The organism is Acidiphilium sp., from assembly GCF_049977125.1.
Classification (GTDB): Bacteria; Pseudomonadota; Alphaproteobacteria; order Acetobacterales; family Acetobacteraceae; genus Acidiphilium.
In genome coordinates this window covers 67584-78443 of sequence record NZ_JBMFGY010000003.1, presented here as the reverse complement: position 1 = coordinate 78443, position 10860 = coordinate 67584, and the positions used below count along the sequence as shown (strand labels likewise).

At 57.7% G+C, this 10860-nt stretch carries 9 protein-coding genes; 2 read left to right on the top strand and 7 right to left on the bottom strand.

Features of this window, described 5'->3' with window-relative positions:
* Positions 1–33: 33 nt before the first annotated feature.
* The 4 genes from ACP5E6_RS01240 to ACP5E6_RS01225 form a co-directional block, all read right to left on the bottom strand.
* Entirely contained in the window at positions 34–786 is a 753-nt protein-coding gene (locus ACP5E6_RS01240; protein WP_427950567.1) for a gamma-glutamyl-gamma-aminobutyrate hydrolase family protein, read from the bottom strand.
* A 134-nt stretch (positions 787–920) separates the two neighbouring features.
* Positions 921–1571 (bottom strand): LolA family protein, encoded by a 651-nt coding sequence (locus ACP5E6_RS01235; protein WP_427950564.1) that lies wholly within the window; start codon positions 1569–1571, stop codon positions 921–923.
* Complete coding sequence (locus ACP5E6_RS01230) at positions 1571–1960, bottom strand: MarR family transcriptional regulator (RefSeq protein ID WP_427950561.1); 390 nt, start codon at positions 1958–1960, stop codon at positions 1571–1573. The genes ACP5E6_RS01235 and ACP5E6_RS01230 overlap by 1 nt, the downstream gene beginning before the upstream one ends.
* Positions 1961–2197: 237 nt before the next feature.
* Positions 2198–3586 carry a leucyl aminopeptidase family protein gene (locus ACP5E6_RS01225; RefSeq protein WP_427950558.1) on the bottom strand — a complete coding sequence of 463 codons (1389 nt, stop codon included), beginning with the start codon at positions 3584–3586 and terminating at the stop codon, positions 2198–2200.
* 431 nt (positions 3587–4017) lie between these two features.
* On the opposite strand from ACP5E6_RS01225, the gene uvrC reads away from it, so the two are divergent.
* Positions 4018–5862 carry an excinuclease ABC subunit UvrC gene (uvrC, locus tag ACP5E6_RS01220; protein ID WP_427950556.1) on the top strand — a complete coding sequence of 615 codons (1845 nt, stop codon included), beginning with the start codon at positions 4018–4020 and terminating at the stop codon, positions 5860–5862.
* A gap of 126 nt (positions 5863–5988) precedes the next feature.
* Positions 5989–8304: a Hint domain-containing protein gene (locus ACP5E6_RS01215; protein ID WP_427950553.1), complete on the top strand. Its 2316-nt coding sequence runs from the start codon at positions 5989–5991 to the stop codon at positions 8302–8304.
* Here the strand turns inward: ACP5E6_RS01215 and ACP5E6_RS01210 are convergent.
* The 3 genes from ACP5E6_RS01210 to ACP5E6_RS01200 are packed head-to-tail and all read right to left on the bottom strand — an operon-like array spanning position 8213 to position 10850.
* Positions 8213–9157, bottom strand: a complete 945-nt coding sequence (locus ACP5E6_RS01210) for a hypothetical protein (protein WP_427950550.1) — start codon at positions 9155–9157, stop codon at positions 8213–8215. The genes ACP5E6_RS01215 and ACP5E6_RS01210 overlap by 92 nt on opposite strands.
* Entirely contained in the window at positions 9154–9903 is a 750-nt protein-coding gene (gene pgeF / locus ACP5E6_RS01205; RefSeq protein ID WP_427950547.1) for a peptidoglycan editing factor PgeF, read from the bottom strand. Before pgeF ends, ACP5E6_RS01210 begins: the two co-directional genes overlap by 4 nt.
* Positions 9900–10850, bottom strand: coding sequence for a class I SAM-dependent methyltransferase (locus ACP5E6_RS01200; RefSeq protein ID WP_427950584.1), 951 nt, complete (start codon positions 10848–10850; stop codon positions 9900–9902). Before ACP5E6_RS01200 ends, pgeF begins: the two co-directional genes overlap by 4 nt.
* Positions 10851–10860 lie beyond the last annotated feature (10 nt).

Sequence of the window (10860 nt, the reverse complement as noted above, 5' to 3'; positions counted from 1 at the left end):
GCCGCTGCCGCGTCAACTTAATCGCATATCGCTCTAGGCGCTGCGCACGGCGGTTCCGAAGCTTTCGAAGATCCGTCGCGAGGCAGCATCGCAATCGAAATCATACTCAGGGTGCCATTGTACGCCTAGAAGATAACCAGGGTGCGTGCCGGTAATTGCTTCGATGGTACCATCGATCGCACGCGCCTCCACCAACAAGCCACGGGCTAAAATGTCGATCCCTTGGTTATGCAGTGAATTGACGGCTAGTCGCTCGCTTTGCACGATTGTTGATAACGTCCCGCCCGGTCGGATGGTGACGAAATGCGCCTTGCCGGTTCGCACGGCGCCATGGGGTTGCATCGGTGTCGAATGATCGATGCAACCAGGATTGTCCTGGAGTCTTTGGTGTAATGTACCGCCGAGGGCGACGTTCAGCTCTTGCAGACCACGGCAGATCGCCAGGACTGGGATGCGTCGTTCGATTGCGCCGCGGACGAGACGAAGGGTGACGTGATCGCGTTCGGGATCTTCCGGGGCATCCTCGGGTTGTTGCGGGGGACCACCGTAAAATATGGCGGCGACGTTACTGCGGCTGCCGGTGAGAATGAGCCCACCCAAGTGATTGAGCAGCGTATCGACATCGGCACTGACGCCGTTTGCCGGGATCAGGATCGGTACCGCACCAACAACACGATCAACCGCGCGGACATAGGTATCGGAGGCTGCATGGTTGATCATGCCGAATGTGCCGAAAGATTTCTGACAGCATGAAATGCCGATCAGCTTTTGGGAAGTGAGGACCATTAACTTCTAGTCTCAAATCTCGCGAGCGCTGTCATCAGGTTGATTGGCGAGGCTGGTTTGCGATGACGCTTGCCTGCGATCCGGAACCGATCGGTCGGATCAGGGCGCGGTTCATGGACACCACTCTCACGGTATCAATTATGGTTGATGCCCTGGACGTATTCAAAATCCTTGTCCGGAAACGGCTTGGTGGCCCGAAGGTCATAGAGGCTGACTTGGGTGAGACGACCCTGTGCGTCGGTCACGCGCCATTGACGCAATTCGAGGGGGTCGGTTGAAAACACAAGGGTGATATGCCCCTGTTGGGCTTTACCGGTTCGGATCAGGCTGACCTGCACTTCGCCGGGAGGTTGGGACACTTTAGTTACCGTTACCGACCCGGAAAGACGGATCGTTTTGTCAAGCAGAATGCCAAGCGGCGTGGATGAAAGCGGGATGTTGGTGGTCTGGTCGAGTTGGGGATCGTGATAGACCAACAATCCGAATCCAGCGATGAGCAGCTGAGGATTCGGCTTATCATACTGAAATCGCATTTTGCCAGGACGCTGAACGATGGCTTGACCGGTGCGGACCGATCCATCCGGCCCGACCTGCATGAAGCGAGCGGTTATGGTTTTCAGGCCATTCAGATAGTTGGACACTTCGTTGAGAATCGCCCGGTTGGCGGGCGTTTGCGCCGGTACGTCGGCGCGGGTGGCGACGGGAATGGCGAGAGACACCACGAGTACGCACGCCACCAGATTGAGTAAGGTGCGTCTCGAACCGAACGGCGTGTAGTTCGACATCAGCCTGCCGCGGCGGGACGGCGTGGTGCGACATCCGCTGAAGTATGGCTTGCAATGATCAACTCGCTCATGACGGATCGAATTTCGCGTACGAAAGCTGAACCCTTGGTCGTACGCTGGACGAGAACGCTCCTTCGATCGGTCGGGTCAACTTTCCGGCGGGCGAGATCGAGGTCGGACAGCCGGTCGAGCGCGCGGGTGATTGCCGGTTTGGAGACATTCAACTGCTGGGCTAAACCGCGAACGGTATGAGCGCCATCGTTGAGGTAGCAGGTTAGGAACACACCGAGTTGCCGCGCTGAAAGATCCACCCCGTCCCGACGAACAAGTGCAATGATGGTATCGCGTAAAATTCCGACCAGATCATCGGGTGTCATTTGTGCTGCCATGAGTTGAACTCCTCTGCGATTAGCGGACGGCGGACAATTTCAAAGACCGTTTGCCGGCTCTGGACCGCTCGTTAGATTGCTGGCCACCGCCTGGTTGACAAAAATGACAATGTCATCCTGGTCGAGGAACGAACAGCCCTGCACCAGTTATGAGACTTTGTAGTTAAGAACAAGACACCAGAACATGAAAACATTGCAATTCCGTTGCAAGATTGTGTGCCGTGACTCGGGCCCAAATCAATTTTCAGGTATGTGACAAAACCCTTCGATTGCAGCCAGGGTCGCCCGCAATGCCTGCGCTTCGCCGCCTTCGGGGTGCCCGGGACGGGTTTGGTCGTTCCAGGCATAGGTATCGATATGGACCCATGGCACGTCCGCGGGAACGAACCGATTCAGGAAAAGGCCGGCGATGATGGCCCCCGCCATCGGTTTAGCAGCAACCGTGTTGAAGTCGGCGATGCTGCTATCAAGCCAATTGTCATAACCCGCCCACAAAGGCAGGCGCCACATCGGATCGTGGGTCGCGCGGCCCGCGGCAAGCATGGCCTCGGCGAAAGAGTCGTTGTTGCTGAATAATGCGGGCAAATCCGGACCCAATGCGACCCGCGCCGCGCCGGTTAGAGTGGCGAAATCGATCAGCCAGTTTGGTTTGCAGCTTGCAGCATCGGTCAGCAGATCAGCGAGGACCAGACGGCCCTCCGCATCGGTGTTGCCAACCTCCACCATCGACCCCGCGCGGGTTTTCAGAACATCGAGCGGGCGCATCGCGTGGCCGGAAATGCTATTCTCGACGCAGCCAATTCTGACATCGAGACGAACGGCCAAATCCAACGCCATGATGGCTTGCGCAAGTCCAAGCGTGATCGCTGCGCCCCCCATATCTTTTTTCATGCGCAGCATGGCGACGCTCGGCTTGATGTCATAGCCGCCGGAGTCGAAGCATACGCCTTTGCCGCATAATGAAATCAACGGAAGGCTAGGATCGTCGCCCCAGGTGAAGCGGAGCATGTGTGGGGGGCGGGATGAGCCGGAGCCGACGGCGGCGAGGGCGGGGTAGCCAGCCACCAACGCATCGCCAGTCACCTGCTCGACGCGGGCACCGAAATGTGCAGCGATGTCGCGACCTGCATCGGCTAGTTCGGCTGGGCCGAGCAGGTTGGCCGGTGTGTTGATCAGGTCGCGGGCCAGGCAGACGGCGGCGGCGATAATCGATGGCCGATGGTCGGGTCCGGACCATGAGATACGGGCAGGATTTTCGCTCCGCGCTTTGAAGCGATCGTAACGGTAAGCACCGAGTTTGATGTTCAGTATCGCCTCGGCTGTGTCGTAATCGCCAGGCATCAGATGCCAGAAGGAGTTGGAGGGCAATTTGTTTAGCACGCCGCCAAATGCGGACGCCGATCTGTCATCGCCGATCCCGAGCATCGCGCCGGCAAGGCCATCTGGTCCTGGCAGTAACAACAGGTCATGGACGTTAGCATTAAAGCCGTGCGCTCGGATGAAAGCCGCCGTCCCGGCGTCGGTGTGTTCCACGAACGCGGCAAGCTCTCCAGGTCGCAAAGGATAGATCGGCAAAGTCCGGTTCAGCGATGTGCCCGAGGAATTGATTTCGGTTGGATGTTGCATGGGTAAACTCCTGGATCTGGCCGAAACGTTTAGCCAGTATTAACTTTGTAACAAGGTGGGATTCACGATTCCGACAACCGAAGTGAGACACATGCCAGCTATCAAGCGTTGCTGAATTGCTGTTTCGTGCTGGTCGTAGGAGCGATGTTTACGCTATAGGGTGGATGGGATGCTAAAGTTGTCCACTCACGAAAAAAAGGCCTCGAATCAGGTTTTTAGCTGGCAGACCCGTAACGCGATGGTCACATAGCCTGACATATTATGTTGTTATTTCAGAGAGTTATGGTTTCAGGTCTGATTGTCTTCGAGTTTACGGGGGCGGTGTGCGCGCCATGACAGATCGTGGTTGGTTGCGAGTTACGCACAGAGTTATCCACAGATCGGGGCAATTCACTGATCGTCGTGCTTCGCCATGAGAGAGGGTAACGCCAGTGGGCGTTGAAATCATCTTGGCGGCGCTGGCAACGTTGCCGACCGGGCCGGGTGTCTATCGCATGCTCGATGGCTCGGGCAACGCGCTATACGTCGGCAAGGCACGAAGCCTGAAAAAACGTGTCGTCACCTATACCCAGATCGAACGCTTGCCAGAGCGATTGCGGCGGATGGTTTCTGAGACCGCCAGCTTGGAGGTGGTGACCACACACACTGAGGCCGAGGCATTGCTGCTTGAGGCCAATTTGATCAAGCGTTTGAAACCCCGTTTCAATATTCTGCTCCGCGATGACAAATCATATCCATGGCTGATGATCACGGCTGATCGTGAGTTCGCTCAGTTGACCAAGCACCGTGGCGCACAGAGTCGCAAAGGAAGCTATTGGGGGCCGTTTGCCTCGGCGTGGTCGGTCAATCAGACGATCCAGGCGTTACAGCGGGTCTTTCTGCTTCGCACGTGTGCAGATACGGTATTTACCAATCGGTCGCGGCCATGTCTGTTGCATCAGATTAAACGGTGTTCCGCACCGTGTGTTGGACGAATATCAGTTGCTGACTACGGCGCGCTGGTTGATCAGGCGCGGGCGTTCTTGTCGGGTCGTGCCGGCAGTGTGCAGCGGGATCTGGCGACCGAAATGGAAGCTGCGGCGGAAGCGTTGGAGTTTGAACGGGCCGCTTCGATCCGAGATCGGATTCGGGGATTGACCCATATCCAAGGCTCCGACGTGATCAATCCTGAAAGTTTTACTGATGCCGATGTGATCGCAATTCATCAGGCGGCTGGACAATCCTGCGTGCAGGTTTTTTTCATCCGCGGCGGACGGAACAACGGAAACCGTAGTTTCTTTCCTGCCCAGGCGCGGGGTGAGGCTGCGGGGGACGTTCTGGGCGCGTTCGTCGCGCAATTCTATGACGACAAGACGCCGCCCCCGCTGGTTTTGCTCAGCGAAGCCGTGCCAGACGCCGCATTATTGGCGGAGGCGTTGACAGTTAAAGCGGATCGTAAGGTTGAGGTCGCGGTACCACAGCGGGGCGAAAAGCATGCGGTGGTGCAGCATGCCGAGATCAACGCTCGCGAGGCGATGGAGCGCAAATTGGCGGAATCGGCGGGTCAGGCAAAACTGCTTGCGGCGACCGCGTCGCTATTTGCTCTCGATCGAACGCCAGAGCGGATCGAGGTTTATGACAATTCCCATATCATGGGTACCAGCGCCTATGGCGTGATGATCGTGGCAGGGCCGGACGGATTGATGAAATCCGAATATCGGAAATTTGCGATTAAGGGGGGGATTACCCCCGGCGATGATTTCGCCATGATGCGCGAAGTGCTGACACGGCGATTTTCGAGAGCTATCGCGGAAGATCCGGATCGAACTGAGAGAACTTGGCCGGACATGGTTCTGATCGATGGTGGTGCAGGCCAGTTGTCGGCAGCCCAGGCGGTTTTGGACGATTTGAGCATCAATGATCTTCCAGTGGTTGCGATTTCCAAGGGACCGGACCGGGATGCAGGTCGAGAGTGGTTCCATACCGCTGAGCGTCCTGCGTTTCAGTTGCCACCACGCGACCCTGTTCTGTATTTTTTGCAACGCTTAAGAGATGAAGCGCATCGGTTCGCGATCACGACTCATCGCGCCAGCCGCAGCAAAAAAATCGTAACCAGCGAGTTGGACGACATCGAAGGCGTCGGAGTCGCCCGTAAGCGCGCTTTATTGAACCATTTCGGTTCGGCAAGGGGGGTCAAGCAGGCTGGATTACGCGATCTTGAAGCGGTTACGGGGATTAACCGCGCCACTGCCCGGCTGATTTACGCTCATTTCAACCCCGGTGCGACGATCGATTAAGATCGTGCCGTCCGACCAAAATAGAGTAACGGGCGGTTAAGATTTTTAGTGACACAACTTAAGGTTTAATGTCAAATACACGCGTCGGTTGCAAGATTTTATTGCACCCCAGTCGGAGGATTTGTCATGTCAAACTCAATTAGTGCCACGATCAACCACGGTATCACCCTTGCGGCATCAGCATATTCAGACCCTGTCACCATCACCGGATCGATCTACGCTAATTCGGGGGATGCGGTGTTTGCACCTACAAGTTGGTCAATTTCTAACTCAGGTAGCATAATCGCTTCAGTTGGAGAAGGGGTTTTTCTCAAATCCGGGGGTTTCATTGAAAATTCCGGTGTGATCGATGCATCCGCAGCTTATGGTGTGTGGGCAAGCAATGTCCCGGTGACCATCGAAAACAGCGGATACGTCAGTGGCGGAAGAGCGGGCATCATGATGGTCGGCGACACGATCGCACTCGATAATCTGGCCGGTGGAACCATCAGCGGTGGCGCAACGGCGGTTGAAGGCATTAAGTTTTCCGGCGGCGGTTTAGCTGCGAATACGCTGGTGAATGGTGGGTTGATTGATAGCGGCGATACCGCAGCGAATGGCGGTATGGGGGTGCGTCTCAACCAGGCCAGTATGACCAATGCCGTTGACGGTGTCGTTTCAGGCGGCAGTGTTGGCATTTACATTGGAAATGATTCGCGATTTGTTAATTTCGGTACTGTCGCCGGCGAAACCGGAATCATGGTCGGGGCAGGACAAAATCTGGTCACGATCGTCGACGCGGGTACGATCACAGGTGATGGGGAAGCGGCGATTTCGTTCGCCAAAGGGGGTTCTGGAAATAGCCTCACCTTGTTGCCTGGCGCCGTCCTCGGCGGGTTGGCTAATGGCGGCGGAGCGGCGGATTTGGTGTTCGCGGGGACATCGCTCGGTACATTGGGAAATCTCGAGCACGAAGTTTCATTGTTTCCAACGATTGCGCTGATTGGCGGTGCCGAGTGGGATTTCACCGGGGCATCCTCGATGACCGGCCAAATGGTATTCAATAATGACGGAACGGTCGTTGAAGGTTTCGGGGATGCACTCTCCGTTTCATCGACGGTCACTGGAACGGGCACGATCGAACTCGCTGGAGGCGCGGTAAATTTTGGCAATGTCGTTGCTGCGGGGCAGACAATCGATTTCGTTTCAGGAGAGTCTACTCTTACGTTCAACGAGTCGCGTCTTTTCTCCGGGACGATCGATGGGTTCCAAAATGGTGATACGATTGACGTCACGGGTTTCGGTGCCAGCCAGACGGTTACGGGGGCAGCCAATGGCAATGATTTCGTTCTCTCCGATGGGGCGGCGCCGATCACCATCGCGTTCGGATCCAGCGCCGATACGCTAGTCAGTGAGATTGCCAGCACCGTCGATGGGAGGACCTATGAAATTGTTGCCCCGTGCTTTCGGGCGGGAACCCGATTGCTGACGCCCGATGGGCCTCGCCCCGTTGAGAGCCTGCGTAAAGGTGATCTCGTTGTGACGCATGACGGATCGACCAAACCGGTCGTCTGGCATGGGCATCGGCGAATTGATTGCGATCGTCATCCAAATCCGGCCGCGGTACTACCGGTTTTGATCGAGGCGGCGGCCTTCGGACCAGGGGTACCAGCGCGCGATCTTTACGTATCACCCGATCACGCGATTTATTGCGACCGTGTGCTGGTGCAGGCAAAATATCTGATCAACGGCGTTTCGATCAGGCAGATCGACGTTTCAGAGGTAACGTATCACCACATCGAGCTGGAAGTTCATGATGTTGTCTGGGCTGAGACGCTGCCGGCCGAAACATATCTGGATTGTGGAAATCGTCATCATTTTGCCCGCCAGAAAGGCCCGGTGGCGCTGCACCCTAATTTTGCACCTTCTCGCTGGGATGCCACGCGCGCATTTGCGCCATTAGCCGTGAGTGGGACAGTTTTAACGGCGATTCGCCAGAGGCTGCACGACCGTCTACGCGAGTACGGTGTCAGGTGCGTTGCCGGTCGCTTCGCTGTGTATGCCGATGGTCGGCGACTTGAGGCGATCGATACCGACAGTGGGCAGAAGCTGTTTCGCCTCCCGGCCACCGTTGGACGACTGACGATCGAATCGTCTTGTTCGAGTCCGGCGGATCTCGATCCCGCATCTTTCGATCGGCGGCGACTGGGCATCGCGATTACCGACATAACGCTGGACGGCGTGCTGGTGAGTGAATCCGACCCTCGTTTTTCAACCGGTTTCTACCCGTCGGAACGACGGGGGCGGCGTTGGTTTCGCTGGACAGACGGGGCTGCGGTTTTCGACGCGAGCGGGGTTTCCGAGATGGCCTTCACTGTGCAGGCGGTATCACCGATCTGGCAGATCCCGGATGAGTGGCGTCAGCATTCGACGACAGGGCAACATGTTTTGGAGTTGCATTGACGATAACCTGCTTGATCCCCAGAGCCGCCTGCTCGGCGGCGGCGGCGGCGACGTCACCCCAATATGGCGACATCTGCTGTGGTTCGAGTTCGTGCAACTGGCTCACTTTTCCAATGAATGCGCCGCTCTGGTTGCGCACCATCCAGTCCAGTTCGACCACATCCGTATTGATGGCAGTGGATGCATGTTTAGCAGGCGAAACTCTCACGATTCCGTTAATGACGAAATCGGCTTCATGCTTGCGGCGGACAAGTATGACACCCAGCTGATCGAGACTGCGACGCAGGTCGAGGATCAATGCATGGTCACCATCGCCCGGCGCGCCAGTTACATGATCGAGCATAACACGGGGCGGGCGGTTTTCCAGGGAAAGTGGATTACTCTGCTGGACGTTGGCGTTGATGACGCCGAGTTGACGCGCCAGTTCCGGCGCAGCGGCGGTTGCTGCCGCTCGCAGCAGCTTCGGATCGCCATCCGCCCACGCCCCAGCAGCTACCGGTGTGCCCGTGACATGGCCATACATTTTTCCGGTCGGCCCCACGATTGAAAACGACGGAATAATCTGATTACCGAGGATATGGGCCTGAGCGACCAGAAGCCAGTCGAACTTTGACGCGGGCTGAGCGAGGCTTGGAACGTCTCGGGCGACGAGCGCGTCGGCGAGATCATGGGCGTAAATTCGTGATGCGTTGTCACCCAGCATGGCATCGTGCGGCGGGGGTATGATCAGAACGGGCGGTGGTGGAATGGAGAGCAAAGCCCCTTCGGTACCAGGACGACCGAGGAATGGCTGTGGCAGGGTACCGCACCCGGCCAGAAGTGTGGGGATCAGCAGGGCGATATAGCGATTCATGGCGCTGCCGTGATGATGGAAAGCTGGTGGCCGCCGGGTCCCTCGCCTCGTTTTGTTCGTCGACGATGCGAGAAAAAGCGTGGTTCATCGGAGAATGTATCGTGCGGCAAAATTGTCGCGGTAACGCCGGCAAGGGTTAGGCGTGACGCAACGTAACCAGGCAGATCGAACAACCAGTGGTGATCGGCGATGGCGACCAAGAAACGGATATTGGTCGAATCTTGGGCGATGACAGCCGAATACAAATCGGCACCAACCTCATAGCTGGAAGAATGGATGCAGGGGCCGATAACCGCGTGGATGGTTTGTGCGCCGATGTCGCGCATGGCGGCTGCGGTTGCTTCCAGGACCCCGGCCAGGGCGCCACGCCAACCCGCATGTGCGGCGCCGACGATGCGGCGCTTTGGATCGGCGAATAGAACCGGTGCGCAATCGGCGGTGATGATACCGAGCGCGAGGTTTGGATTTTTGGTCACGATCGCATCAGCTTCGGGTCCGATTCCCATAGGCCATGGTGTTGTCGCAGTGATAACCCGCGCACCGTGGACTTGCTTGACTCCCAGCAGGGAAGACAGCGATGAGCCGATGGCATGAGCGGCACGTGCACGATTTTCAGCTACATGGGCTGGATCATCCAGGCCAGACAAGCCGCAATTCAAGCTGGCGTAATTGCCCAGGGAAACGCCGCCGACGCGCGTGAAGAACCCGTGTGGCACCGTGAGATCGCCAGTGAGAAACGGGGTCATTCTATGAAGCCAGGAGGTGGGGGCAGATCTGGATGGCGGAGCGCGAGAGCCTTGAACAGGCTACCCATTGCCTCGGGAGCAGTTAGCCGGATGGTTGCCGACATAAGTTTGGAGGCATCTCGCGGTTGAGCGCCTCGACCGAGCTGTGCGGTGCGTTCATGGATGCCGAGCGATGTGAGGAATATCCCCTGCGAGACGGGACCAACGACGGCGCTACCCGCGGCGGTGGCCAGGGAGGCCAGTGTTTCGAAGTCGACGTGGGCGGTCAGGTCGGCGCAACCCGCATCGGTGATCGGATCGGCTGGCCGGCCGTTGCGGAGGGCCTGAAGGCTGATCCCGGGTCCGCTGTGGCGGGGGCCGTAATCGATAATCAGGCCCGTACCGCCCTGATCGGCGAGGCGATTCGCGAGCGTGGAGATGAAGGCCTCGGCGCCCTCGTTGCGTTCGCGGATGGTGCCAACCGGGTCATCTGGCAGGTCGATGGCGGTTGGGAGATCGACCCACCGACCGTTTTCGACATGTCGTTCGGCCCAACCATCAGCATGCCGGATGAACTGCCGGATGGGTAGGGCGTCAAGAAATTCATTGGCCAGAAAGATTGCGGGACCTGCGGGGACATCTTGCAACGCGGTGTGAATGGTCGCGCCGGGCAGATTCGTTTGCAGGAGCGGGCGCAGACGTGGCGAAGTTTCGATCAGATGCAGTGATAGCGCTGCTGCAAAACCGGGAACGGCGCGGTGAATGGCGCGGAGCGCGTCGTTCATCATCGTTCCGCGCCCGGGGCCGGCTTCGATCAGCCTGACCGGGCTGGGCGAGCCCATCGATTGCCAGACCAGGCCAGCCCAGAGGCCGATCAACTCGCCGAACACCTGTGAGATTTCCGGCGATGTGGTGAAATCGGCAAAGGGATCGTGTGTTGCATAATAGATAGCGTTCGCGCGCGCCATGAAATGGTCG

Coding starts and splice junctions, on each gene's coding strand:
- ACP5E6_RS01240 (WP_427950567.1), bottom strand. CDS start 786: ATGGTCCTCACTTCCCAAAAGCTGATCGGCATTTCATGCTGTCAGAAA.
- ACP5E6_RS01235 (WP_427950564.1), bottom strand. CDS start 1,571: ATGTCGAACTACACGCCGTTCGGTTCGAGACGCACCTTACTCAATCTG.
- ACP5E6_RS01230 (WP_427950561.1), bottom strand. CDS start 1,960: ATGGCAGCACAAATGACACCCGATGATCTGGTCGGAATTTTACGCGAT.
- ACP5E6_RS01225 (WP_427950558.1), bottom strand. CDS start 3,586: ATGCAACATCCAACCGAAATCAATTCCTCGGGCACATCGCTGAACCGG.
- ACP5E6_RS01215 (WP_427950553.1), top strand. CDS start 5,989: ATGTCAAACTCAATTAGTGCCACGATCAACCACGGTATCACCCTTGCG.
- ACP5E6_RS01210 (WP_427950550.1), bottom strand. CDS start 9,157: ATGAATCGCTATATCGCCCTGCTGATCCCCACACTTCTGGCCGGGTGC.
- pgeF (WP_427950547.1), bottom strand. CDS start 9,903: ATGACCCCGTTTCTCACTGGCGATCTCACGGTGCCACACGGGTTCTTC.
- ACP5E6_RS01200 (WP_427950584.1), bottom strand. CDS start 10,850: ATGGCGCGCGCGAACGCTATCTATTATGCAACACACGATCCCTTTGCC.